General features: G+C 49.5%; 20 protein-coding genes and 2 pseudogenes. 19 read left to right on the top strand and 3 right to left on the bottom strand.

Annotation, left to right across the window (positions count from 1 at the left end; genetic code table 11):
- The first annotated feature begins 70 nt into the window (after window positions 1-70).
- On the top strand, window positions 71-859 hold the full coding sequence (locus PTZ19_RS23390; RefSeq protein ID WP_276358047.1) for a hypothetical protein: 789 nt from the start codon (window positions 71-73) through the stop codon (window positions 857-859).
- A 117-nt stretch (window positions 860-976) separates the two neighbouring features.
- Window positions 977-1,174 carry a hypothetical protein gene (locus PTZ19_RS23395; RefSeq protein ID WP_276358048.1) on the top strand — a complete coding sequence of 66 codons (198 nt, stop codon included), beginning with the start codon at window positions 977-979 and terminating at the stop codon, window positions 1,172-1,174.
- Between the two features lie 245 nt (window positions 1,175-1,419).
- Here the strand turns inward: PTZ19_RS23395 and PTZ19_RS23400 are convergent, their stop codons facing one another.
- Window positions 1,420-2,337: a restriction endonuclease gene (locus PTZ19_RS23400; protein ID WP_276358049.1), complete on the bottom strand. Its 918-nt coding sequence runs from the start codon at window positions 2,335-2,337 to the stop codon at window positions 1,420-1,422.
- Between the two features lie 209 nt (window positions 2,338-2,546).
- Between PTZ19_RS23400 and PTZ19_RS23405 the strand changes: the two genes are divergently transcribed.
- From PTZ19_RS23405 to PTZ19_RS23445, 9 genes and pseudogenes are all read left to right on the top strand, one after another.
- Complete coding sequence (locus tag PTZ19_RS23405; RefSeq protein WP_276358050.1) at window positions 2,547-4,511, top strand: KAP family P-loop NTPase fold protein; 1,965 nt, start codon at window positions 2,547-2,549, stop codon at window positions 4,509-4,511.
- 6 nt (window positions 4,512-4,517) lie between these two features.
- Window positions 4,518-5,243 (top strand): hypothetical protein, encoded by a 726-nt coding sequence (locus PTZ19_RS23410; RefSeq protein WP_276358051.1) that lies wholly within the window; start codon window positions 4,518-4,520, stop codon window positions 5,241-5,243.
- 2 nt (window positions 5,244-5,245) lie between these two features.
- Entirely contained in the window at window positions 5,246-6,589 is a 1,344-nt protein-coding gene (gene qatC, locus PTZ19_RS23415; protein WP_276358052.1) for a Qat anti-phage system QueC-like protein QatC, read from the top strand.
- A 13-nt stretch (window positions 6,590-6,602) separates the two neighbouring features.
- On the top strand, window positions 6,603-7,355 hold the full coding sequence (gene qatD / locus PTZ19_RS23420; RefSeq protein WP_276358053.1) for a Qat anti-phage system TatD family nuclease QatD: 753 nt from the start codon (window positions 6,603-6,605) through the stop codon (window positions 7,353-7,355).
- Between the two features lie 514 nt (window positions 7,356-7,869).
- Window positions 7,870-8,757 (top strand): AbiU2 domain-containing protein, encoded by an 888-nt coding sequence (locus tag PTZ19_RS23425; protein WP_276358066.1) that lies wholly within the window; start codon window positions 7,870-7,872, stop codon window positions 8,755-8,757.
- Window positions 8,758-9,240: 483 nt separating this feature from the next.
- Window positions 9,241-9,486 carry a MerR family DNA-binding transcriptional regulator gene (locus tag PTZ19_RS25490; protein ID WP_422615039.1) on the top strand — a complete coding sequence of 82 codons (246 nt, stop codon included), beginning with the start codon at window positions 9,241-9,243 and terminating at the stop codon, window positions 9,484-9,486.
- A gap of 33 nt (window positions 9,487-9,519) precedes the next feature.
- Complete coding sequence (locus tag PTZ19_RS23435; protein WP_276358054.1) at window positions 9,520-10,053, top strand: helix-turn-helix domain-containing protein; 534 nt, start codon at window positions 9,520-9,522, stop codon at window positions 10,051-10,053.
- A 23-nt stretch (window positions 10,054-10,076) separates the two neighbouring features.
- Entirely contained in the window at window positions 10,077-10,508 is a 432-nt protein-coding gene (locus tag PTZ19_RS23440) for a VOC family protein (protein WP_276358055.1), read from the top strand.
- A gap of 81 nt (window positions 10,509-10,589) precedes the next feature.
- Window positions 10,590-10,841 (top strand): annotated as a pseudogene (locus tag PTZ19_RS23445) (SDR family NAD(P)-dependent oxidoreductase); the annotation flags it as partial.
- Between the two features lie 127 nt (window positions 10,842-10,968).
- On the opposite strand, the gene PTZ19_RS23450 reads toward PTZ19_RS23445, so the two are convergent.
- A complete protein-coding gene (locus tag PTZ19_RS23450; protein ID WP_276358056.1) occupies window positions 10,969-12,039 on the bottom strand; it encodes a bifunctional 3-deoxy-7-phosphoheptulonate synthase/chorismate mutase in 1,071 nt (356 codons plus the stop codon).
- 696 nt (window positions 12,040-12,735) lie between these two features.
- Between PTZ19_RS23450 and PTZ19_RS23455 the strand changes: the two genes are divergently transcribed.
- From PTZ19_RS23455 to PTZ19_RS23485, 7 genes are all read left to right on the top strand, one after another.
- Window positions 12,736-14,331 carry a response regulator transcription factor gene (locus tag PTZ19_RS23455; protein WP_276358057.1) on the top strand — a complete coding sequence of 532 codons (1,596 nt, stop codon included), beginning with the start codon at window positions 12,736-12,738 and terminating at the stop codon, window positions 14,329-14,331.
- A complete protein-coding gene (locus tag PTZ19_RS23460; RefSeq protein WP_276358058.1) occupies window positions 14,328-16,094 on the top strand; it encodes a sensor histidine kinase in 1,767 nt (588 codons plus the stop codon). The genes PTZ19_RS23455 and PTZ19_RS23460 overlap by 4 nt, the downstream gene beginning before the upstream one ends.
- 128 nt (window positions 16,095-16,222) lie before the next feature.
- Window positions 16,223-17,662, top strand: a complete 1,440-nt coding sequence (locus PTZ19_RS23465) for an ABC transporter substrate-binding protein (RefSeq protein WP_276358059.1) — start codon at window positions 16,223-16,225, stop codon at window positions 17,660-17,662.
- Between the two features lie 96 nt (window positions 17,663-17,758).
- Window positions 17,759-18,646 carry a carbohydrate ABC transporter permease gene (locus PTZ19_RS23470; protein ID WP_276358060.1) on the top strand — a complete coding sequence of 296 codons (888 nt, stop codon included), beginning with the start codon at window positions 17,759-17,761 and terminating at the stop codon, window positions 18,644-18,646.
- Complete coding sequence (locus PTZ19_RS23475; protein ID WP_276358061.1) at window positions 18,643-19,473, top strand: carbohydrate ABC transporter permease; 831 nt, start codon at window positions 18,643-18,645, stop codon at window positions 19,471-19,473. The genes PTZ19_RS23470 and PTZ19_RS23475 overlap by 4 nt, the downstream gene beginning before the upstream one ends.
- A 28-nt stretch (window positions 19,474-19,501) precedes the next feature.
- Complete coding sequence (locus tag PTZ19_RS23480) at window positions 19,502-21,343, top strand: glycoside hydrolase family 127 protein (protein WP_276358062.1); 1,842 nt, start codon at window positions 19,502-19,504, stop codon at window positions 21,341-21,343.
- A gap of 48 nt (window positions 21,344-21,391) precedes the next feature.
- Window positions 21,392-23,140, top strand: a complete 1,749-nt coding sequence (locus tag PTZ19_RS23485; RefSeq protein ID WP_276358063.1) for a glycoside hydrolase family 2 protein — start codon at window positions 21,392-21,394, stop codon at window positions 23,138-23,140.
- A gap of 309 nt (window positions 23,141-23,449) precedes the next feature.
- Here PTZ19_RS23485 and PTZ19_RS23490 read toward each other — a convergent pair whose 3' ends face one another.
- Window positions 23,450-23,998 carry a TetR/AcrR family transcriptional regulator gene (locus PTZ19_RS23490; RefSeq protein WP_276358064.1) on the bottom strand — a complete coding sequence of 183 codons (549 nt, stop codon included), beginning with the start codon at window positions 23,996-23,998 and terminating at the stop codon, window positions 23,450-23,452.
- Between the two features lie 220 nt (window positions 23,999-24,218).
- Here PTZ19_RS23490 and PTZ19_RS23495 point away from each other — a divergent pair.
- A pseudogene (locus PTZ19_RS23495) lies at window positions 24,219-24,890 on the top strand (MFS transporter); the annotation flags it as partial.
- Window positions 24,891-24,934 lie beyond the last annotated feature (44 nt).

The raw sequence follows: 24,934 nt of genomic DNA on the forward strand, positions 1-24,934 counted from the left end.
GTTATTCTGAGATTGTGCTAAAATACGGACGAAAAGGGTTGAGATAATCATAGGTAGGAGAATTAGTTCTATGGTTCCAGAAGAAAATTCATTGATTCTATTTAAGTTCGGTGCTACAAAATGGATGAAAGCTTTGAAGGATGGGAAAGTAAGTTTCTCATGTCCTGGTCAATACATCAATATAGCCAAAAAAACTGGTAACAGTGAACAAGGTGATTTGTATGAGGGTGTTTTTGCACGATTAAAGAAGAAGGACCCAAGGATTGAGCAATGTGGGAGGAAATTTGGGGATGACTTGGAAGTATTGCCCGATGGGGAATATGTATTGCTGAGAAGAAAATCCACCTACTCTGTACCAACATTCTGTTTTTATTCATTTCGTGGCCTTGATTTATTGCAAAACGTAACACGACCTGGTCTGCAGCAAGTTCGTTATGACTTTGATGAAAGAATGTATAGTGGCTTTTCCTCAAATGCAGCCCTCAATGCACGCCCTGACGATGTACCGGCAACTTTGATTATTCAAGCACGACCTTTTCACGAACAGATTATGAAGGCTGTCCATCGTGAAGGTTTTGGAGCTGAGTTATCTCACATTAACTACACATTATTCGAGAATGAAGAGTTTTTTATTGAGCCAACTGATCAAAGAAAAGAACTGTTTTATAAATTTCCCAAGTATCGTTATCAGAAAGAAGCTCGGATCTTATTGCATGGTTTGAGGATAAAGAAATTCGATGAACGATATACCTTGAATATCGGGCCGTTACCTGATGAGGATGCATCCTTGGTGGCTGGGATCAAAATGTACTTTGAGATATCTGCAAATATAGAAGAACTGGATTCCGATGAAGTTTAAGACAAATGAGTTTTTGTGGAATTTTGGAATTACACAGTTTTTAAATGGATTTAAAGTGGGAAATAGTAAAGAGTAAGGCGCAATTTAAAATGTTGACGTTTTAAGGGGGGGTTGTTAATGAGTCGGTGGTTAGATAAGCTTGAGAATCCATCTTTCAAGGTCTTTATTGTAATAATGCTGGGAGTAGGTATAGGTTTTACAATAAATCATGAATGGGGAAATGCCGTTGAATCGATAGTGATTGGATTTTTGATGTTCTTAATTTACCGTTTAGGCAGGAAAATAGATGGTTTTATGAAGGATGACGAAAATTAATTAATGAAGAGGGTCTAGAATGGTATTCGAAATAACCGAAGAAATGGAGAACAGAATTCGGGAGTGGGACTCCTGTAAAGCAGTTGATGTGGCAGGAGCAAAGTTTGCTTATACTTTTATTCCGACAAGCATTGGTTTAGTTATTAAAGTCCGGTGTGATATTTGCAATAGAGAATTGGACCTTAGCGAGGACTGGGGATAGTAATTAAAACCTGTGAGGGCTTACCAGTCCCCATTGGTGTTTTCTATTCAATCTTACTCCTTAAACTTAGCGGATCAACATAAATTAATCCTTTTGTTTGGGCGGCTCTAATTTTTGTATCCAGCATTTCAAAGAAGGATATATTTCCGGAAAATACTACAGAAAGATCCCCACCATCAATCAATATCGTTTTAATAGATTTTCCGGCAATTAAGGCCCGTACTGCATCTCGAGAATAGCCGTTTACTGAAATGAATAAACCGCGACCATACATTTTTCCTTCGACTTTATATGCAAAATGATAAAGAGCATCGCTCGCTGTTAAACTATCGTGCCATTTTGCTTCTACTAGGTAATTTTCCCCATCAAACTTTAATGAGCCATCTAATTGTTCCCCATTAAGTTTAAACGGTTCCGAAAATGGCACATTCGAGAATTCGGATAGTTTCTTCATAAGAATCTCTAACTGATATCCCCTATTTTGATTTGAAGAAATTCCCCGGTATAGATTTATAAATTCTGTCTCCAAATCGACTAATGAAACTCTAGGAGCTGCGGCGGCTTTTCTTTCATCTGCCTGTTTTCTTAATTCTTTTGTTTTTGCATCGCGTATCTCTTGAACTTGTTTTAAATGATTTATACTGCGTCTAGCTTCAGCCTCATCTAGACGTTTAAGTTGTTTAAAATAATATGGGTCAAAATGATTCCAATTAATAATAGAGGCAAGCATTGCCCTATACTGCCCAATTCCTTTATCATCGCGTGCATTTAATTGACCAAATACCTCATCTACAATAGCAGCTCGATTTATATTTTCTACACCTTTACTTAGGACCGTTTTTAAGTCGCGTTTTGTGCAGCCATTATTTCTAAAAAAGTCGACGATCTGCTCTTTTGGCCAAAAAATAGCCAAGATACAAGTACGCATCGCATCTGTTATATCTTTCGGAAAGGTTTGCATGTTATCACTCTACTTCGAAAAATATTCACAACACTTCCAATATTATCACAGAAATATTTTCGATTGAAGTCTTAGGCATAAAGTCCAAAGAACCGAGATTGGAAATGGTGTACTACATTGAATTGGCAGGAAATTGGAGGAAATATGTCGAAAGTCTGAGATTAGAAGCTGAGTGTGTTCGATACTAATTTTTAGAGGTGCATTAATATATGTGGGCTGATAATGAGACATCGCAAGACTTGCTTGGTTTTAAAGTACATGCCGACTTGATTAGGTCGGTGGTTACAAACCCAAAACTGTTGCCTGTAACTTTAGGGGTCTTTGGAGACTGGGGTAGTGGAAAAACAAGTATCATGAAAATGTTGGAGTACGACTTAGATCCCGAGAATTATCCATCGGGTTCGCCGGAAAAAGAAAAATATGAAAAAATAGCAGTTTTATATTTCAATGGTTGGCTCTTCGAAGGTTATGATGATGCCAAGTCAGCGCTTCTTAGCTCGATCCTATTACAACTCGGCGAACATAAAAGATTTGGTCCTAGAATTAAAGAAAAAGTTGCTGGGCTCTTAAAGTCTGTGAATTGGATGCGAGTGGCAAAATTCGGAGTAAAAGAAATCGGCCTCCCCGCATTAGCCGCATATATCACAGGGGGGGCAAGTATTGTACCGAGTTTAGTGGGTTCTGGTAAGAAAATATTGGGTTCAATACTGCCCCAAAAAGAAAGTGAAAAGGAAGCAGAAACAGAGGCGGAGGAATCTAAATCCGAGTTTAATTGGGAGGAAATGATCAAGGAAGATCAGAGCGAAGCAAGCGCTATGGACGTAAGAACGTTCCGTCATGACTTCGAAAAGCTACTTAAAGAAACAAATATTGAATCCTTGGTCGTATTAATCGATGATTTAGACAGATGTTCGAACGAACGCATCATAGAAAATTTAGAAGCGATTAAACTATTTTTAAATGTTGAAAGAACTGCATTCGTAATAGGAGCTGATCCTCGGATAGTACGTCATGCAATTGAGGTTAGGTATGCGCAAATGAAATTCAAGGATGAGCGAGACCCAGTTGAGGCATCTGAGAGGCTTGTTACTGATTACTTGGAGAAATTGATACAAATTCCATATAGATTACCTAAGCTGTCACCAGCAGAAGTTGAAAGCTATATGGCCCTTTTGTTTTGTGCTAGGGACATAGAAGATGAAACCTTACTTGGAAAGGTACACAAGGCTTGCGAAGATCAGAGGTGTGCGAATCGTTATTCCGTATTTGGTTACGCTGCCGTGAAAGAAGCATTTGGCGAGAGAGAACTTCCAGCTACGCTAAGTGAGAGTTTGATTTTCAGTTCAAGCATTGCTCCGCTCATTACAGAAGGACTCAAGGGGAATCCAAGGCAAGTTAAGCGGTTTTTAAATGCCTATTTCCTGAGAAAGGAATTGGCAAAAGTTGCAGGGTTGCAAAATATACGGGATGACGTTCTGGTAAAATTGATGGTTCTTGAATACGGGCACTCTAAGCAATTTTTGGATTTATTTGAATGGCAGGCTAAACAAGAAGGTAGGTCTAGCGAATTAAAGCAGCTTGAAGCGGTTTTGGCTCCGCCTGATGGTAATATCGATAATGAAGAAGAGGCTAAAAAAATTGATTCTCAATGGGCTTCTTCTTTTATGCGTCGCTGGGTCGTGATGGAACCGCTCTTGAGTGAAATCGATCTAAGGGATTATTTCTGGGTAGCGAGAGATAAGCTGAGCTCAACGTTATCCGGGGTATCTATGATTCCACCATTTGTAAGAACCATACTTGACGACATACTTTCTGCTAATGCAGGAAGGATGGGGCGCGCAGTTGATTCCGCTTTGAAGTTAAACGCGGACGAGCGTATTCTACTGCTGGACCTGATTGAGAAGCATATTCAGCGTAATCCAGATCAAAAAGTTGGTTACGACGCATTAAGGGGACTGATTGAAAAGGATGTTGTTGAAAGTATAGAATGTCTTGCTCGTGCATTATTTAATGTTCCTGCAGGAGCAATCCCTCCAGCAGTTGGTAGTGATTTGACCGCCTTAAGTATAAGTGATCCAAAGCTGAAAGAACATTTTGAACCTGTAATGAGTCATTTGAGATCTACTGATACAAGAATAGGTCGAGCTTTAAGACCAAGGGAAAGAAAGGGGTAACATTAAATGGGCACATCTAAAGGCTATGATGCCCCTACAACCCCTCAATGGGGAGATTTGAAGGGGAAAGTCTCGAGGCTTGCTAAAGAAGGCCTCCCAGGCATTGATAACTCTAAGCAATTAGTGGGACAGTTTATTCGTGCTAATGGCGGTTCACAAGGTGTGGCAAGAAATGGAGGAATGGGTGCTAAAAGCGCAGTGGCCGTCGCGAGGAACTTAGGTTCTTTCCTTTCGTTAGTTAACCGTGTTGGTCTCGACGACGCATTGAAACAAACAGGACTAGTGCATCTGAGGGGAAAGCCATTATCGGATATTGTTCTATCTCTTATCGACTATTTCGGGGAAGATGCGAGCACTATTGATCAAGTAGATGCTAGAAATGCCCTTTCCCAACTTATGGACGAAATGTTCGAGGAAGTCGAGGGGATTGATGGGATTGGTCAAGTATTAGAAGGATGCGCTCAGCCGGACAACCTTATAAAGTTGTTGGAAAGATTTTTTGGGTACTATGTGTATCAACAATTTTGTCGGTCGTTTTACGAAAGATTGGCTTCTAAAGTTGGAAACGCTCAAGCTGATGCCTTTCTCAATGATATATTGGATTATATCAAGTCCGAAATTACAGTCTTAGCCCTTGATAGAGACATTACACAAGTCGATTGGAACGGACATGAAGGCGAAGCAATTTGTGTTCAAGTGTTAGAAAAAACACTAGATGTATTCGGAGGTTAGCCGTGATAAACGTAACAGTAAGTGCGACGGAGAAAACCAGACTCGAACTTGCGAAAGTATCCATTCATAATACCGAAACTGAAGAAATCTGTAATCTCGATGTTGATTTTAAAACAGTACATCAAAGATGCGGAATTCCAAACTTAACAGTATTAGACTTCTTGTTTATAGCTTCTGTGTTCTATGCTACAGACAAATTTGTTGGAAGAAAAGCAACGGATGATAGATGGACTCGTGATATCAAGATTAAAATCCCGGTTTATGAGCTGACAAAGTGGCAAATGACAAAGGAAGATCTGGAAAAGTGCATGTCATTTTTAACCGGAGACGTTTGGGATATTGAGTTTTATCTTAATACCTCTCCTTTACATAAACCAACTGAAAGAAGGCGTCCGCCAAGACGAGTTCTGCCACATGTGCAAGCAGACATGGTTTGTTTATTCTCTGGCGGATTAGATTCATTAGTTGGTGCTATTGACTGGCTGGAGAGTAACCCAGAGAAAAATATTTTGTTAGTAGGACATTATGATGGGCAGGTTAGCGGACCAAAGACAGATCAGAGCAATCTTATCGGCCTTTTAAAGCCTCAGTATACTAATAGAATCGATTCGTTACAAATTAGGGCCGGCCAGAATCCGTCAGGAAAGGAGACAACTTTCAGAAGCCGTTCCATTTTGTTTCTTGCCATAGGTATCTATGCGGCTGCGAGTATTGGTGAGGAGATTCCATTGATGATACCGGAGAATGGGACAATCGCATTAAATATACCACTTACACCATCTCGAAGAGGAACATGCAGCACTAGAACTGCTCATCCGAATTATTTACGAATGCTGGATAATATCCTCCAAAGTGTCGGGATATCTAATCCAATAATAAATCCTTTAGGTATGAAAACAAAAGGTGAGGCAATTAGCCAGTGTAAAAATCAACAGATTTTGCGAAATGCGATTCCTGATTCAGTGTCCTGTGGGAAAAGTGGGCACAAATCCAGCTGGCTTAGAAGAGATGCAAAAGGTTGTGGGAGATGCGTTCCATGTATTTTTAGAAGAGCATCATTGCATGTGATCAATGCAGATACTGAAAGTTATGGGATAGATATTTGTAGTAATGAAATTGATTTGAACGGGCGCAAAACTTCTGCCAATGATTTTAGGGCTGTACTGGCTTTTCTTGGGCATAACTATAGTATTGAGGAAATAAAAAGGTTGTTGATTTCAAGTGGTGTGACTATCGACGAAGTTGATGAATATTCTGGCCTTGTTGATCGAGCAATGTACGAGGTGAAGAAACTAATAAATGACAAAGGAACAACAGAAATCAAACGATTGATTGGTCTTACTTAAGGATGTGAAATAATTGATCGACGCACATTGCCATATAGATTTGTACAGAAGTCCCTATATGGTGGCGAAAGAAATTGAAAGTGAAGGTATTCCCACTATCGCTGTTACAAATTTACCGAGCCACTTCGAGTTGGGGTTTGCCCACTTAAAGAAATTTAGGCATGTTCGGGTGGCGCTAGGCCTACACCCTCTTTACGTCAAAGAACACACACCTTCAGAATTGAAGAAATTTGTTGGTCTTGTGCACAAGACATCATACATTGGTGAGGTAGGTTTAGACTTCTCACGAGAAGGCATTGCTACAAAAGCAAAACAAATCGATAGTTTTCGGCATGTGTTAACTCATATCAGTGAACGTCCGAGGTTTATTTCGCTGCATTCTAGAAGAGCCGAATCTACAGTGCTGGAAATGTTAGATGAATTCTCGATAAAGGGAGCAATCTTTCATTGGTACAGCGGCTCCTTATCTGTTCTTAAAGAAATTGTCGCAGCAGGTCACTATTTCTCAGTTAATCCTGCAATGCTCCTTTCCACTAACGGATGTAAGATCATCGAAAAGATACCTCGAGATCGATTATTAACTGAAACGGATGGTCCATTTATCAAAATTCGTGATAAGGTAATTACAACCCAAGATATCTCGCTTGTTCAGAAATATTTGTGTTCGGTCTGGAACTGTAGTTATGAAGATGTTGAACGTCAGATTAATAAAAATTTTAATCAAATTTTGCTCCCTATCAAAAATCATAAAAGAGGTAGTTATTAATTGAGATATGATTGAGAAAGAATTCCCTCAGGCGAAGAACTTTGAAAAAACTGGTACACAGTTCTTCGCCCTTTTTAATTACGCCCCTTCTAAAGCAATTTGACAACATTCCTAACCTAGGAGTATGCTTTGATGCCAGTTTAGGAGTGTATTATCAATGGGATGGGTAATCCCGTGAACCAAGTGAATATAAGCACTCGCCATTCCTCAAAGGGACTGGAATTTGAAACTATAGTAATATTAGGAATGAGGTTAGTATCAGAAGCCATCGCGCTTTTGGATTGCACTTCATGATTGGTATACTCGACATATTAGCCAACACTGAATTTCAAATAGGGTGAAGCTGGGTCTTATATTATGACTGTAATTCAATTTCAGCGGGGACGACTGGTGATTGCATCACATGCTTTAAACAAGCATGTTTATCTGGGTTAGACCTTGCCTTTATCGATTGTTACTACATATCAAAAGGAGCCCTTGGATGTCCTCCAGGAGCTATTTTTTATTGGCAGTAGTGAGTCGGTTTAAGTTACCTCTTTGGGATAATATTAGCGAAAGTGGTGAGGTTATGACGTATGATAAAAGCAGTTTGGAACGATTAATAATGCAAATGTATCATGACACCATCCGAGTTAAATCTAAATATCATGTATGGAAGCAAATTATTAATTCATCTAAAGAACGATATGACCTTATGAATAGAATATCTCCAGCATATTTTAATATGACTACATCAGCGTTATTCACTGATTTTGTTATTTCACTAACCAAACTATATGATAGTGATTCTAAAGCAGCTGGCAATCTTAGGAAATTAATAAGCGTTGCAGAAGGAATTAGTTCGTCTGTTTATGAGGAACAAAATAATACAGGTATCTCGATAATAAATACATCAACTCTTGAAAGATATAAGAAACAGCTTGAGGAGCAAAAACCAATTTTAGATAATTTATTTAAATGGAGAGACAAGGTTTTTGCTCATTATGATAAGAAATATTATTTAGACCGCAAGCGAATCCATAGTGATGCGCAAGTTAGGTATGAGGAAATTGATAATCTCTTCGAATTACTTCATAGCATATTAAATGATTTTTCGTTAGCTCTTAGTGGCACAGCACTTTACCCAGAAGCTACTGATGCTCTAGACATCGAGAGGTTATTCAATGTAATTGAAAAACACCCTAAGCTCTTGGAAGAAATGAAACAAATAATGGTTCAAGAAATAGAACGTAATTCCGTAACGAAAAAATATGAAGAAGATATAACGGAAGAGGAATACAATAGAGTGGCATTACTTGCGGCTGGGTATGAAATATCAAATGATCCAAATGAAGGGTTTAGTATAGAAGAATTAATGAAAATGATTAAAGAAAATCCCGGATTAGAGGATGGAGAAGATTAGTTTAAGTTATGATTAAACCGTTTATAAGATTGGTAACACGAAAAGGTCTAAAAATATGCTATTCACGCCCAACTATGCAATAACCAACTATAATGTAACAATAAGATACAAACTTTATTGTAATTACGAAGTTAGCAGTCTGTTCTTAGATACCAACAATAATGTAACTTGAAAATGTAGTCAAAGACCCAAAAATGCTTGATATCACTGTTTTTTTGAGGAACCAACTATAATGTCACTGAACACCTATCTGGTGATAAAAAGTGTGGAACCAGTAAAAAACCGTTGAGCTCCTAAAACTGTCCCGATGATGCTTTTAGATACTTTTTCAAAGTGCTACGAATGAAGATATTGTTCGATATCAGGGCCGTCCTACATAGGCTAGGACGGCCCTATTTCAATTTCAATCCATCCGATATTGACCTGGAGTTGACTCCAGCGTTTAGAATACGGGTATACGGTGCAGGAGCAGGAGGCGTTCCCATGTATTCGATCGGGCAGGCGGCTGAATTGACGGGTTTTAGCATCGATACGCTGAGGTATTACGAGAAGATCGGCTTGACGAAGCCGCCCGAGAGAAAGTCTTCAAACGGATCGAGTTCTCGATGCCCAGACGAGAACTTGATCCGTTTTTCGTTATTCTTGAAAAAACGTCGTTTTTTCACAATACTCCCGATGGCGTCTTATGCTACGATCTGTCATAGAACCTCCACATCGATACACAAGTGAAACATTGATTTGAAAAGAGAGGTGAGTCGCACGATGGAAATCCCCGTCACGGTTCCGCGCGATGGAATCTGGCTCTGCCTTGCCCGCACATTGGAGGGAACGGCGCGCCGCAGTTCTTACGCCGGGCAAATCCTTGGCCCGCAGCAATTTAACGCCGCGCGAACGCGCTGGACGCTTGCCGATTTGACCTTTCTGCGTTCTGCGCTAGAGCTGCTTTACCATTCACAGGGTCAAATCCCTATGAGTACGCTTGCCGCCGAGTGCATGCTCTCTTTGCGCCAATTCGAACGACGATTTAAGCAGCTCATAGGCGTATCGCCCAAGGTGTTCGCACGCCTCCTCCGCTTCGAGGCGTTGCTGACCTCACTGATCCAAGGGCCGACCGTTTCTTTTACGGACGTCTCTTCCCATCTTGGCTATCATGATCAAGCCCATGTCATCCATGAATTCAAGAAATGGGCGGGCTGTACGCCATCGGCGTTTCTCGCGCGGGCGAAACAGAGGGAGAAACAAAGGCCGATCGTTCCCGACCCTCGATCTCAATATGCGCCCCTATATATCGTCTAAAAAAAGAAAAGGAGCAAAATAGGATGTCTAACACAGAACAATCCTTACAAATTCCCTGGCAGGGTATTCATCACATTGCCTTGAATACTGCGGATCTGGACGCGACCATTCGCTTCTACCGGGACGTGCTGGGGATGCAAATCAGCGATATCGCCCCGTCTCAAGGGGGACGCGGCAGGCATTGTCTTATTTTCTTCAAACGAAAAGACGATGACATTTGCGGCTTCCATTTCTTCGAACGCCCGATCGAAAAAACAACGCTCGGCGCTTCGGACATTCACGCGTTGAGTTTCGTCCCCCATGTTGCCCTGCAGCTCCCGGATGAAACGTCCGCCAACGCCTTGCGGGAGCGTTTAAGCCATGCTCAAGTCTCCATCACGGACATTCCTCAACTGGGATCGTTCGTGTTTTTCGACAACAATCATCTGTGCTTGGAAGTTAGCCGCCTGGCCTAAATCTTCTTCGATTTGATCCCCAGTTTCGTGCCGGACGGCAACAGTTTGATGATCTTCACCAATTGCTCCTGCATATAGGACGGCATCATGGACAATTTCGTGCCTGCCGGTGACCTGACGGATGAACAGTGGGAGAAAGTATTCGCGGTCAACGCGACGGGGCCGATGCGGACGATCCGCAAAGTGCTTCCCATTTTCACGGAGAAGCAGGCAGGCGTCATCGTGAATATCGCGTCGGCCGGCGGATTGATCGGTTCCCGTGCCGGTGCCGCTTATACGGCTTCCAAGCATGCCGTGGTCGGGTTGACGAAAAACGTCGGCTATCAATACGCCAAGCTGATTCCAGCATCGTCAATGGACCACGATTACGGCGGACGCGGGCTGGACGGCTTATTAACACCATAAAAGATGAATCCCGTAAGAAAACCGCCCAAAACGGGCGGTTTTTCGTTTCCTGCTTTTACAGAAGCCCGGATTGCTTCACGCTCTCATAGAAGCGGTTGAATTCTTCGATGTTCAGCTGCTGCGCCGCATCGGATAGAGCCGTAGCGGGATCGGGATGCACTTCGACCATGATGCCGTCGGCGCCCGCCGCGAGAGCCGCTTTCGCGCAAGGAGCCATGATGTCTTTGCGCCCCGTCGAATGGGTGACGTCCACGAGAACGGGCAGATGGCTTTCCTGCTTCAGAATCGGAACCGCCGAAATATCCAGCGTGTTGCGCGTCGCCCGCTCATACGTGCGGATGCCTCGTTCGATCAGCATCACCTGGGTATTGCCGCGCGAAACGATGTACTCCGCCGCATGCAAGAACTCGTCGATCGTCGCGGCCAGCCCCCGCTTGAGGAGCACGGGCGTGCGCGTCTCGCCCGCTTCTTTGAGCAATTCGAAGTTCTGCATGTTGCGGGCCCCGATTTGAATCACGTCGATATAATCGGAAGCCAGCTCGATATGCCTGGGGTCTACGATTTCGCTGATCGTTTTTAACCCGAACTCGTCGGCGACTTCCTTCAAAATTTTCAGCCCTTCCACGCCGAGCCCCTGGAAATCGTATGGCGATGTTCTGGGCTTGAACGCGCCTCCGCGCATCACCTCGATGCCGGCCTCTTTTAACGCTTGGGCCACAATGCGAACCTGCTCGTAGCTTTCGACCGAACACGGACCCGCAACCATCAGCCGCTTGAGCCCTCCAACGGCTGTATCGCCGATTCGGACGATGGTATCTTCCTTCTGCTTTTTTCGGCTCACCAGCAAATGCTTCTTATGCTCGGATTCTTGAAGATTGAGGGAGGCCTGAAAAATTTGCTTGAACAAATGTTGAATCGTCTTATCGTCAAACGGGCCCCGATTCGCGGCAACGAGTTCCGCCAGCATTTCCTTCTCCCGGACGGGATCGAATTTAGGCGTACCTTGTTTCTCCTTCACCTCCCCGATTTCCTGGACGATGCGCGCCCGTTCGGATAGGAGTTCCAACAGGCGATGATTCATGTTGTCCAACTGATCTCTCAATTGCTCCAAACCGGATTTGGCCATTACAATCCGCTCCTTTAGGATCATGTTTTTAAAACAACAAAAAGACTCCTGTCCGCAAGGGACGAGGAGCCGTGGTACCACCCTTATTAGAAATGGAGCGCGCCCATAGACACGACGCCATTTCTCGCTTTCGGCTCTTTAACGCAGAGCAGGACGGGAATGCCTAGCGAACTCAGAACGGCGTTCGTTCAGCATCCGGCTCCGGAGTGAACTTCGGCGGTTGGATTCATTCGGGTGCTCTCAGTCGGTCGGCACGCCGTCCCTGTCAAGAATCTCGGTCCGCTTACTCTCTCCATCATCGCTTTTCGTTATGATCCAGTGTATCGCTTATAAAAATTTCCTGCAAGTACACCATTTAAAGCATGCGCGCTTTATTGCGTTACAACGTTCACTGTTGGTATAGTTAGGATTAGTGCATGACAAGACATGATACCCGGAGGAGATATTATATGCACGTTCCGATCGGTGTGTGGATTGCCGCGGCCATTATTATCGCCGTGTTGGCTTGGATCACGTTCTGGGTGCTCAATAAAGCGTACTCGAGAAAATGGGAGGACGACGAGTAACCCCAAACACCGAAACAGAATCCACCATTCTAAACATAATCGGCCTTTCTTATACGCTCGGCAACTGCCTATAATAAAATTTGATTCCTTTCTTTCACACTGCCTTATTCAGACGAGAGGGCTGAGCGGGATGAAAATTTTAGTCGTCGACGATGAGCCGAGACACCGCAGGGGAATGGATAATTTGATTCATGCCCTGCGGCCGGAAGATCAAGTTCTGGTCGCCAAAGACGGGGAGAACGCCCTGGAGCTCGTCAGGTCCGAAAAACCCGATGCGGTGTTAACCGATATCCGGATGCCGAACATGGACGGTCTTTCTTTCCTGAAAATGCTGGCGGACGAAGGCCTTCGGGCCAAGGTGGTCATGATTTCGGCCTACAATCTGTTCGAATACGCCCAGACCGCGCTTCGCCACGGGGCTTACGATTATCTGTTGAAACCGGTGGAAGCGGAGAAGGTCGAGGAGGTATTGCGGCGCATCGAAGGCCAGATTGCCGCGGAGTCCCGGCAGCGTTCGGAATCGGAAGAGTTGAAGCACCGGCTGAGCCTCGCTTCCTCTACCTATCGGAACCATCTGCTTCTGTCCTGGTTGAACGGAAGCTTGTCGGATACGGAGCGTACGGAACTCGAAACGATGGAAGGGATTCAGGGGAGCGGAACGGTCATCTTCTCGGAATTCCGAATCGGACCGGGAAGACCGGAGGGCTTTGATCCTGCGGCCATGTCGCGGCATTTGGAACGGGCGTGGGCGGTTTTCGGCGAAGCGAGCACGCTCTCCGTCAACGTCTCTCGGAAGGACGTTTTCCAAGCGGTCACGATTCTCCGAACCTCCAAGCCCATCCATGAAAGAAAGCCGGATATCCGTCAAACGGTTGCCGCCTTGGGGGCGGAGTGGGCCGCATGCGGACGGCTTACACATGGGATCGGGCCGGCATGCCGATCTTTATGGACGGATGCGCCCCAGGCTTACCAGGCCGCCCAGACGGCCAATCTCTATAACTTTCACGAGCGTTGGAACGGAATCGTATTTCACGATGAACTGCTCCCCCAAAGCGATCCGATCTTGCTTGACGGGGAGAGGTTATTCGAAGCGCTGCAAGGAAGGGATGCGGATGCGGCCGTGGAGATGTGCCGGGCGGCTTTCGCCCGACTCGCGGAGAACGGTCATGCGGATCCGAACCTGATGAAAGAATGCGCCGCGCTTGCCTTGATGCAATTGAAAAGCAGGATCGGCGATTACGTGGACCGGCAAATTGGAAGCGCTGTCACGGATTCGGCCGTGAAAGAGATCCCGTGTTGCGCGACCTTTCAAGAGCTCATGGCCATTCTGGAAGCGCGGCTCCAGGACGTGCACGAGGCTTTGAGGCGCGCGCAGGCGGACAAAAGCGAGCTCATCGTCGCCGAATGCTTGAGATGGATCCAAGAGAACGCCAAGCAGGAATTGACGTTGGAACGCGCGGCCGAACATTTCTTCTTCAATCCGTCCTACTTCAGCACCCTGATCAAAAACCGGACGGGAAGAACGTTCTCCGAACACGTGACGGAAGCCAGAATGCGGCGGGCCAAGGATTTGCTTGCGGAGAACAGGCTGAAAGTATACGAAATCGCCGCGGAGTGCGGGTATCAGGATACGAAGTATTTCTGCAGGGTGTTCAAGAAACAGAACGGCGTGTCGCCGGAAGCTTATAAACACGCGTCCTTCCCGCAAAGGAGAAGGGAAGGATGAAGATGACCTTCCGCTCCCGGCTGCTAGCCAGCTTCATCTTCCTGATCGCGGTCCCGCTGGTCGTGCTCGGGTTGATCTTCTACCGCACCAGCCTGTACGTCGTGACGGAACAGGCGCAGAAGAACGTCTACGAGATCGTGAAGAAAAACAACGAGATCATGGACACCAAGCTGCGGATCATCGACCAGAACAGCATGGCTTTGTTCGTGGACAAGGATTTGTTCCGCATTTTCGATCAGCTGAACCCGGACAACAAGGCGGAGCTGCTTGCCGCCGACCGCCAGGTGTCCGACGCTTTAAGGAGTTATTTCTCGCAGATCGACGAAGTGTACGCATACCAGCTGTGGACGTCTTATTTCACCTTCGGCCAGATGCTGCCTCAAGGCGATCCGACCGATTCGGATATTTACCGCGCGGCAAGGCAGGCCGAAGGCAAGATGGTCTGGTATCCTACCTACGATTTCGCCGACATGTTCCATCAACCGTATCTGAAGACCGGAACGATCGAATTCCGCTATTTGTACTCCGCGACCCGGGTTCTCGATTTCTCCTATCTGGACAACACGACCTTGGAGAAGCTGGGTCCGGGCATCGAGCGGCCGGTTCTCGCGATCAGCTTCAAATCGGACACGCTGCGGTCGCTGTACGAGAAAAGCATTCCCGACGGTTCCCGATTCATGGTGCTGGATTCGGACAACCGCATCGTGGCGGGCAGCGAGTCCGGCAGAATCACGCAAGCGTACCGGGGCGATTGGGTGGAACGCGTCCAACGGATGGGCAGCGGAACGTTAAGGATGAAACTGGACGGCGTGCCGACGATCGTCTGCTTCGACCGTTCGCAAGTCACCGGGTGGATGTCCATCGTCCTGACGCCCGAATCCGCGCTCGTCGGCGGCCTGGTTCCCATCATCCGTTCGTCCACCACCGTCTTGGCCGTCATCATGGGAATCGTCGCGCTGATGCTCGCTTTTTTCATTTCGGGCAAAATCACGAATCCGATCAAGAAGCTGCTCGGCGCGATGAGGTCCGTCGGCGAAGGGGATTTCCAGACCCGGGTCGCGGTCAGCACCAACGACGAGTTCGGGATTCTGCTTCAGCGGTTCAATCTGATGAACGATCGGATTCGTCTCTTGGTGTCGGAAAATTACGAGATCAAATTAAAAGAGCAGGAAGCGGAAATCCATGCGCTGAACATGCAGATGAATCCGCATTTTCTCTACAACACGCTTAACGTCATGAATTGGATGGCCATCGAGAACGATCAGAAGGAACTCAGCAAAATGCTGGTCTGCTTGTCGAACATGCTGCACTATACGTCCCGGAAGGAATGGGGAGCCGTCCATCTGTCCGAGGAAATCGAATGGATGAAAAACTATTTCTATATCATGTCCGTCCGGTTCGAGGAGAAATTCGCGGTCAGCTACGAGATCGAATCGGCGCTGTACGATTACAAAGTGCCTCGGCTGCTCTTCCAGCCGTTCGTCGAGAACGCGATCCTGCACGGCTTCGATCAGATCGAATCGGGGGGGCGGATCCGGATCCGCGGTTGGATCGAGCAGGGAACCCGGTATTTCGAGGTGGAGGATAACGGACGGGGAATGAGCGGCGATACGGTTCATGCGATCCTGTTCGAGGAATCGTCTTCGGTCGGCATCAAGAACACGATCGCCCGGATTCGGATGACCTACGGGGAGAACTATGGGGTCGCGTTCTCCTCTCAACCGGGGATCGGGACGAAAGTGACGATCACGCTTCCGCTCTAAACCCAAACAGAGTCCACCATTCCAAACAGGTTCGGGTTATGTAAGCGCTGCATCCGGTTTTATAATTTAGGCATCATAGACTGCAGCTATGAATCCATGAGGGGTAAAACCGAAAGGGGTTCCGGAAGATGCCGCGTTCTCGCAAGTCCCTATCCGTTCTGATTGCTTTGCTCCTGGTCGTGGTTGCGATTCTATCCGCATGCTCGAAGTCCGGCTCGAGCCCGGCGAGCGAGAATTCCTCCGCCGCTCCGGCGGATTCGGCAAGCAGCTCGGAATCGTCCGGCGGAGAGGGGCCGGGCGAACCGATTACGCTGCGCATGACGGTATGGGGAGCGCCGGAGGAAGTGGCGGCTTACAAGTCGGCCATTGCCAAGTTCGAAGCGAAGTATCCGAACATCACCGTCAAGCTTCAGCACATTCCCACCGACTACGATACCAAACTCACGACGATGGTCGCGGGCAACGACGAGCCGGATATCGCGCAGATGGAATCCGCCAGCATCGCGTTCCCGCTCGCGGAGCAAGGCAAGTTCTACAACCTGCAGGATTTCCTCTCGGCCGATTCGGAGATCACGGCGGACCGGCTGGTGCCGAATATCACGTATTCGCTGGAACCGGGCAACGTCATCGGCTTAGGCCCGGGGCCGGAGACGTTCGTCCTGTACTATAACGAAGATATTTTCAAAGACGCGGGAATGGCGCCGCCGCCGGCCAGAGCATCGGAAGCGTGGACGTGGGAGGAGTTCGTCGAGGCCGCCAAGAAGCTGACGATCGACAACAAGGGCCGGAACGCCTCCGATCCCGGCTTCGATCCCAAGAACATCAAGCAATACGGCGTCAACTTCGGGACTTGGTGGGGCAACTACAGCAACTTCGTCTACTCCAATGGCGGGGACTTCCTTTCCGAGGACGGGAAGACCTTCGCGCTCAACCAACCGGCCGCGGTAGAAGCCCTGCAGAAAATCGCGGACTTGATCAACGTTCATCATGTCGCGCCTTCCCCGGTTCAAGCCAAGAACATCCCGGCCACGAACGTCGCGCTGCAGACGAAGAAAGTGGCCATGGTCGTGGATGGGCAATGGGCGAGCGCGGGATTGGCCCAATCGAAAGTCCACTACAACGTCGGCGCGTTGCCGGTCATGAAACAACCGATGACGACCGTCGTCAGCGGGATGTTCTCCATGTTCAAGTCCACCAAGCATCCCCAGGAGGCTTGGGAGCTCATGAAAGCGCTGCTCGACCCGGAAGCGGCGATCGACCTGCTGACGGCCGGAACCTGGATGCCCGCTTATCGGGACTGGTATACGGAACCGGCTTTGATCGCCAAATGGACGGAGAACCTCCCTTCCCGGCCGTCGGGCTATAAAGACGCGGTCATCGACGTTCTATTGAATAACAGCCACCAGACGCCTACGGGGTATGTCAAAAACTTCAACAAGATCATGGATATCGTGAATCCCGCTTTGGATAAGGTGTGGCTCGGCCAGCAGACCGCCCAGGAAGCCCTGGACGCGATCGCGGCGAAAGCGCAAGCCCAGGTGCAGGGCCGTCGCGACGTGAATCCATAAAAGTTATTAGGAAAATAACGGATCATGAAGGAGACGGCGTTCTTGCGGAAGAACGCCGTTGTCCTAGGCGGGAAGCTTCGCGATCGGAGGTTAAGCATGAGAAAAGGACTCTTCTACGGTCTGTTGTTCACTTCGCCCGCCATCCTCGGGTTCATCCTTTTCACGCTCGGTCCCATGGTCGCCAGTCTGGCGCTGAGCCTGACCGATTATAACGTCTTCAAAGACCATACTTCGTTCGTCGGATTCGACCATTACGTCAATTTGTTCTCGGGCGAAGACGATCTGTTCTATCCGTCGCTCGGCGTGACGTTCTACTTTGTCGTGCTGCGGGTGCCCGCCGTGATTCTCCTTTCCTTCGCGATCGCCCTGCTTCTGAACCTGAATGTTAGAGGCAGAGCCGTATTCCGCACGATCATCTACCTGCCCAGCATCGTGCCCGCGGTCGCTTCGGCGATGATCTGGTTGTGGCTGCTGAACCCCGATCTGGGCCTGGTCAACGCCGCGCTTAGGTGGCTTCATCTGCCGACCAGCAACTGGTTGTTTTCGGAGGGCAGCGTCATCCCGTCCGTCGTGCTCACGACGCTGTGGGGAATCGGCGGTACGGTCATCATTTTCCTCGCGGGACTGTCGGGCATTCCCATGCAGTATTACGAGGCGATCGAGGTGGACGGCGGCGGCTGGTACCGCAAGCTGCGCCACATCACGATTCCGATGGTTACCCCGACGATTTTCTTCAATACGATCATGACGATTATCGGCTCCTTCCAAGTGTTCAACGAAGCATATATTTTAACGCAGGGCGGACCGAATAATAAGAGTTTGTTTTACGTGTTCTATCTTTGGCGGACGGGGTTCCGGGATACCGAAATGGGGTACGCTTCCGCGCTGGCCTGGGTGCTGTTCGTCATCATCCTCTTTTTCACCTTTATCGTGTTCAGAACCTCGAAGACCTGGGTGCATTACGAAGGAGGGGAGCGCGCGTGAGGCAATCGAAGTTTGCGATTACGGCAGGCTATGCAGCGCTGTTGTCGATCTCCGCCCTGTTTATCATTCCGTTCGTTTGGTTATTGCGAAGCTCGCTCATGGATTTGTCCCAGATCTTCACCATGCCGCCGGAGTGGATCCCGAAGCCGTTCCACTGGGACAATTTCCATCGCGCGCTCACGATCCTGCCGTTCGGCACCTTCTTTACCAATACGCTGATCATCGTGGCCGGCGTTCTCGTCGGCACCGTGGCGACCAGCAGCATCGCGGCGTTCGGGTTCTCGCGGATTCGATGGAAAGGCAGGGACGCCGTATTCGGCATTCTGATGTCCAGCATGATGCTGCCGGCGGCCGTCACGCTGATTCCCAGCTTTCTCGGTTGGAAGATGCTCGGCTTCTACGATACGTACTATCCGCTTATCGTACCGGCTTATTTCGGCGGCGGAGTCTTCAATATCTTCCTGCTGCGCCAATTCTATTTCACGATTCCGCGGGATTTCGACGAAGCCGCCTTCGTGGACGGAGCGACTTATTTTCAAATCTATCTGAGAGTGATCCTGCCGCTTAGCCGTTCGGTTCTGATCGTGGTCGCCTTATTCAGCTTCTTGGGATCCTGGAATGATTTCATGGGTCCGCTCATTTATGTGAAAAGCGACAGTCTGTTTACCCTTGCGCTCGGGCTTCAGATGTTCCAGGGGACCTATACCGCCCAATGGGATCTGCTGATGGCGGCTTCGGCAGCCGTCGTGCTGCCCTGCGTCGTCGTGTTCCTCATCGGGCAGCGTTACTTCCTGGAAGGGATTACGTTGACCGGTCTGAAAGGATGAGAGGACGAAAGAGAGGAAGAAACGGAAAATGAAACGTACCGCACCCCCGCTCATGCGTTGGCAACCCGTTCCGTTTACGAAAGTGAGCATCGAGGACGCTTTCTGGCGTCCGCGGCTCGAGACGTTGAACGAAGTGACGATCAAGGCTTGCCTGGCCCAGTGCGAGGCGACGGGGCGGATCTCGAACTTCGCCAAGGCCGGCGGCCGGATGGAAGGACCGTTCGAGGGCATCTATTTCAACGACTCCGACGTGTACAAGGTGCTTGAGGGCGTTGCCTATCTGCTGATGTCGAACCGGGATTCGGAGCTGGAGGCGGAAACGGATCGGATCATCGATTTTATCGCTTCGGCGCAGGAACCGGACGGGTATTTGTGCACCTACTTTACGCTGGCGGCGCCCGATAAGAAATGGACCGACATGGAAAAGCACGAAATGTACAACGGCGGGCACTTGATCGAGGCGGCGGTCGCTTATTATGAGGCGACGGGCAAACGCAAGCTGCTTGACGCAGCCTGCAGGTTGGCCGATCACTACGACCGCGTCTTCGGCCCGGGCAAACGCCATTGGGTAGAAGGGCACGAGGAAATCGAACTCGCTCTCGTGAAGCTGTATCGCGTTACGCATGAGGAACGGTATTGGAAGCTCGCTCTATGGCTGCTGGAGGAACGCGGTCACGGTTACGGCCAGGGGGAAATCTGGGAGAAAGAAGAATGGGGGCCGGCCTACTGCCAGGACGACGTTCCGGTTCGGGACATCGAGAGAGTGACCGGGCACGCCGTCCGCGCCATGTATCTCTATACGGCCATGGCGGACGTCGTTCACGCTTCGGGCGACCCGGCCTATGTCGAGGCTTTGCATCGCGTGTGGGCGCATACGGTGGAGCGCAATATGTACGTAACGGGGGGCATCGGGCCTTCCCGGCACAATGAAGGCTTTACCCGCGACTACGATCTTCCGAACGAGACGGCTTATTGCGAAACATGCGCCGCGATCGCCATGGCGTTCTGGAATCACCGGATGAACCTGCTGTTCGGCGACGCCCGATATGCCGACGTGGTGGAGCGCGAAATGTACAACGGCGCTTTGGCCGGCATTTCGTTGTCCGGCGACAAGTTTTTCTACGTCAATCCGCTGGCGTCGAAAGGAGACCACCACCGCGTGGAATGGTTCGGCACGTCCTGTTGTCCGACCAATCTCGTTCGGTATTTGCCTTCCATCGGCCAGTATGCGTATGCGAGGACCGGCGATGGGCTTGCCGTCAATCAATTCCTGAACGGCGAAGCGGAGTTCGCGATCGGCGACGGTCTGAACGTCAAGCTGAGCCAAAAGACGAATTACCCCTGGGACGGCCGGATCGAGCTTACGGTTCACCCGGAGCGGGCGGCGAACTTCGCCGTTCGATTGCGCGTTCCGGGGTGGTGCAGAGGCTACAGGCTCGAGGTTTGCGGTGCGCCTATCTCTGGAGCCGAAGCGCTGACAGACCGGGGGTATCTCGTTCTGGATCGGCGTTGGTCGCCGGGAGATTCCGTCGTGCTTGAACTAGACATGCCGGTGGAGGCCGTGCGCGCCCGGGCGGAAGTCGAAGCCGATCGCGGCCGAATCGCGATTCAGCGCGGCCCCATCGTTTATTGCGTGGAGCAAGCGGATAATCCGGATCTCACCTATGACGCCTTCGCCCTTTCCGCGCGGGAACCGCTGATCGTCCGTCACCGTCCGGAACTGCTTGGCGGCGTGACGGTATTGATGGGGAGAGCGGAAGACGGAAAGCCGTGCCTGCTGGTTCCTTATTATGCGTGGGATAACCGGGAGAAAGGCTTCATGCAGGTCTGGATCCGGGAGGCGGAAGACCGGAACTTATATGTCTATTAACGATCGTAGTTAGGGTTTTCTAATCGGTTACGGAAAGGAGTGTCGGCGATGTCGGCAACAACGGCGATTCCCCGTCCGGAGCATCCGCGCCCGCAAATGGCGCGCACCTCCTGGATGAATCTCAACGGAGAGTGGCAGTTCGAAATCGATGCCGGACGCAGCGGCAAAGAGCGGGGGTGGTTTGCCACCGAGGAGGCTTTGACCCGCACGATCCTCGTGCCGTTCTGTCCGGAGAGCAAGCTGTCCGGAGTGGAGCACAAAGATTTCATGCCGGCCGTCTGGTATCGGCGGACGTTCGAGCTTCCCGCGGATTGGTCTGCGGGCCGCGTGCTGCTTCATTTCGGAGCGGTCGATTACGAGGCCGAAGTCTGGATCAACGGCCAGTCCGTCGGCAAGCACCGGGGCGGGTACAGCTCGTTCCATTTCGATATTACCGCCCAACTGCGCCCGGGCACGAATACGGTAACCGTCTATGCGGAAGACGACAACCGGACCGGCTTGCAGCCCCGCGGCAAACAAAGCGAACGCTACGAATCCCACGGCTGCGACTATACGCGCACGACGGGAATTTGGCAGACGGTGTGGCTGGAGCATGTGCCGGACGTTTCGATCGCTTCCTTCAGGCTCTATCCGGACCCGGACAACGCGTGCGTCCAGATCGAAGCCAAGCTTCGGGGGCCGGCGGCCGGGTGCGTGTTGGAGGCGGCGGCGTCTTACGGAGGGCAGGAGGTCGGCCGGACTTCTGCCCGAATTTCGGGACCTTCCGTCCGGCTCACGCTGCCCGTATCGGAGGTGCACCTCTGGCAGCCGGGCGATCCGAAGCTCTACGATTTGAAGCTGAAGGTGAGCGGCGGCCCGTCGGCTCCGGACGAGGTCGACTCGTACTTCGGCCTGAGATCGATCCGCTTGGACGGCATGGCGTTCCGCATCAACGGCAAATCGGTGTTTCAGCGGCTCGTGCTCGATCAAGGCTTTTATCCGGATGGCGTGTATACGGCGCCGTCGGACGAGGACCTGCGCAGGGACATCGAAATCTCGATGGGACTCGGCTTTAACGGAGCCCGGCTGCACGAGAAAATGTTCGAGGAGCGCTTCCTGTATTGGGCGGACCGGCTCGGTTATTTGGTATGGGGCGAGCATGCCAACTGGGGGCTGGACATCACGACGCCCCGCGGGTTGGAGCGCTTCCTGCCGGAATGGATCGAAGCCGTGGAACGCGATTTCAACCATCCGGCCTTGATCGGTTGGTGTCCGTTCAACGAGACGTGGGACCGCGACGGCGCGCGCCAGGATCCGGACGTGCTGCGGATCGTATACGAGACGACGACAGCGCTCGATCCGACCCGGCCGGTCATCGATACGAGCGGCAACTATCACGTGATTACGGACATTTTCGACATTCACGATTACGACCAGAATCCGGAGACGTTCCGCGCGCGTTACGAGCCGATGAAGACGGGTGGCGTAGCGTTCAATACGTTCCCGGAACGGCAGACGTACCGCGGCGAACCTTACTTCGTGAGCGAATACGGCGGGATTTGGTGGAACCCGGGACAGATGGACGGCAAATCGTGGGGGTATGGCAACCGTCCGGCTACCGAGGAGGAGTTTCTCGCGCGTTATGCCGGCCTGACCGACACGTTGCTGGACCATCCGATGATGTTCGGTTTCTGCTACACGCAGCTTTACGACGTCGAGCAGGAAGTGAACGGGCTTTATACGTACGACCGCAAACCGAAGTTCGATCCGGCGGCGATTCGCCGCATCAACGGCCGCAAGGCGGCGATCGAGGATTAGATTACGCCCTGCGCAAACAAGCCCGTGATCCGATATCTTACCCGGATCACGGGCTTGTTTATCATTAGGACAAGTTCTTCTCTAGCATCTTCCATACTTGTTCTTCCATCACGCGAGGGGGATAGGGCATTCCGTTCTTACACCGCCATTCCACGATTCCTACGTATGCCGGCGCGAAAAATTGAACCGGAATCTCCTCGTTTAATCCGCTCTTTTTCCCTTCGACCAGGTCCCACCCCTCATCAAGCCGGCAAGCTGAAAGCGATCGGCGTCAGCAATTACGGAAGGGATAAGGATAGGGGACATGGACTATAGAGTCCTCGCTAACAGCGCCCCGACTTGCTTGGCCATCACTTTCGGCGGATACGGCATCCCGTTACGGATCCACCATTCGATGACCCCTACGTAGGCGGTCCCCGCGAATTGCAGCATCACGTCATCGTGTAAATCCGCGTTTTTTCCGCTCTCCCGGTCGATCTCGCCTTTGAAACCTTCCATGAAAGAAGCAAGGAGCCGGGTCCGAAACGATGCGGGAGCCCCTTTCGTTGCCAACATGGTCGAAAAGAGCAAATGGTTTTTCTCGAAATATTCGAAGTACGGCACGAGAGCGTCGGTCCAATCCATCTCGCAGGCCCAAGCATCCATTTCCTTCAGTTCATTAATGAGCGATTCGATGATTTTGTCCAATAAATCGTATTTGTCCTGATAGTGAAGATAAATCGTTCCGCGGTTTACGTTGGCCCGGTCCGCGATATCCTGAATCGTAATGTCATCGAATTTCTTTTCGGACATCAGTTCAATGACGGCTTTCTTCAAGGATTCTTGGGTTTTCAGAATTCTCCGATCCACTTTTGCCATCGTCAATCGCACCAAACTTTCTTCGATAATTGACGTACTGAATCGTTTTGTTGATAAATCAACGAATCGCGGGTTTTTAACCATTGAAGATAGGCTGCCTTCCTATGATAATAGACATGCGGTGATTAAACAACCATATTCGTTTATTCAGAAAGTGAGGTTTATCGAAATGGGCAACGATATCTTTGCCGAGAATTTGAAGTAAACGAAGCGGAGGATTATGGAAAAACCGAATCACTTACTCATCCTAATATTGACTGTCGGCGTGTTCGGTATTTTAAACACCGAAATGGGCGTCATTGGGTTATTGCCTTCCATTGCGGAACACTTTCATGTCAGCATCTCGAAAGCAGGGTGGCTTGTAAGTTTTTTCGCGATTACGATTGCCGTGTCCGGACCCACGCTGCCGTTGTTATTTTCCGGGATCGATCGCAAGAAAGTCATGTTGCTTGTCTTAACCGCTTTCGTCGTTGGGAATACGATATCCCTATTGACGACTAACTTTACCATTCTCTTAATCGCCCGTATCCTTCCGGCGCTTTTTCATCCAATCTATTGTTCTTTGGCCTTTACCGTCGCTGCTTCTTCCGTACGGAAAGAAGAAGCTCCCAAAGCGGTCTCCAAAATCTTTATCGGAGTATCCGCCGGCATGGCAGCCGGCGTGCCGATCGCAAGTTTGATCGTTAGTGCCGTTTCTTATGAAATGGCAATGGCGTTCTTTGCGATCGTGAATTTTATCGTGCTCTTGGCGACTATGGTTTTCGTGCCCTCTTTGCCGGTTAAAGAAAGGCTTTCTTATGGCGCGCAGCTTTCCGTATTGAAAAAACCGATCCTATGGCTTTCCGTCGTGACGGTTATTTTATTGAACTCGGCGGTTTTCGGGGTATATAGTTAGGGCTTGCTGAACGGGTCGCTTTTTAGGGCATCACGGGCAAG

Source organism: Cohnella caldifontis (assembly GCF_029360585.1).
In the GTDB taxonomy this organism is placed as follows: Bacteria; Bacillota; Bacilli; order Paenibacillales; family Paenibacillaceae; genus Cohnella; species Cohnella caldifontis.

Excerpts from the sequence above, each read along its gene's own strand:
- PTZ19_RS23390 (WP_276358047.1), top strand. The coding sequence starts at position 71 with ATGGTTCCAGAAGAAAATTCATTGATTCTATTTAAGTTCGGTGCTACA.
- PTZ19_RS23395 (WP_276358048.1), top strand. The coding sequence starts at position 977 with ATGAGTCGGTGGTTAGATAAGCTTGAGAATCCATCTTTCAAGGTCTTT.
- PTZ19_RS23400 (WP_276358049.1), bottom strand. The coding sequence starts at position 2,337 with ATGCAAACCTTTCCGAAAGATATAACAGATGCGATGCGTACTTGTATC.
- PTZ19_RS23405 (WP_276358050.1), top strand. The coding sequence starts at position 2,547 with ATGTGGGCTGATAATGAGACATCGCAAGACTTGCTTGGTTTTAAAGTA.
- PTZ19_RS23410 (WP_276358051.1), top strand. The coding sequence starts at position 4,518 with ATGGGCACATCTAAAGGCTATGATGCCCCTACAACCCCTCAATGGGGA.
- PTZ19_RS25490 (WP_422615039.1), top strand. The coding sequence starts at position 9,241 with ATGTATTCGATCGGGCAGGCGGCTGAATTGACGGGTTTTAGCATCGAT.
- PTZ19_RS23435 (WP_276358054.1), top strand. The coding sequence starts at position 9,520 with ATGGAAATCCCCGTCACGGTTCCGCGCGATGGAATCTGGCTCTGCCTT.
- PTZ19_RS23440 (WP_276358055.1), top strand. The coding sequence starts at position 10,077 with ATGTCTAACACAGAACAATCCTTACAAATTCCCTGGCAGGGTATTCAT.
- PTZ19_RS23450 (WP_276358056.1), bottom strand. The coding sequence starts at position 12,039 with ATGGCCAAATCCGGTTTGGAGCAATTGAGAGATCAGTTGGACAACATG.
- PTZ19_RS23455 (WP_276358057.1), top strand. The coding sequence starts at position 12,736 with ATGAAAATTTTAGTCGTCGACGATGAGCCGAGACACCGCAGGGGAATG.
- PTZ19_RS23460 (WP_276358058.1), top strand. The coding sequence starts at position 14,328 with ATGAAGATGACCTTCCGCTCCCGGCTGCTAGCCAGCTTCATCTTCCTG.
- PTZ19_RS23465 (WP_276358059.1), top strand. The coding sequence starts at position 16,223 with ATGCCGCGTTCTCGCAAGTCCCTATCCGTTCTGATTGCTTTGCTCCTG.
- PTZ19_RS23470 (WP_276358060.1), top strand. The coding sequence starts at position 17,759 with ATGAGAAAAGGACTCTTCTACGGTCTGTTGTTCACTTCGCCCGCCATC.
- PTZ19_RS23480 (WP_276358062.1), top strand. The coding sequence starts at position 19,502 with ATGAAACGTACCGCACCCCCGCTCATGCGTTGGCAACCCGTTCCGTTT.
- PTZ19_RS23485 (WP_276358063.1), top strand. The coding sequence starts at position 21,392 with ATGTCGGCAACAACGGCGATTCCCCGTCCGGAGCATCCGCGCCCGCAA.
- PTZ19_RS23490 (WP_276358064.1), bottom strand. The coding sequence starts at position 23,998 with ATGGCAAAAGTGGATCGGAGAATTCTGAAAACCCAAGAATCCTTGAAG.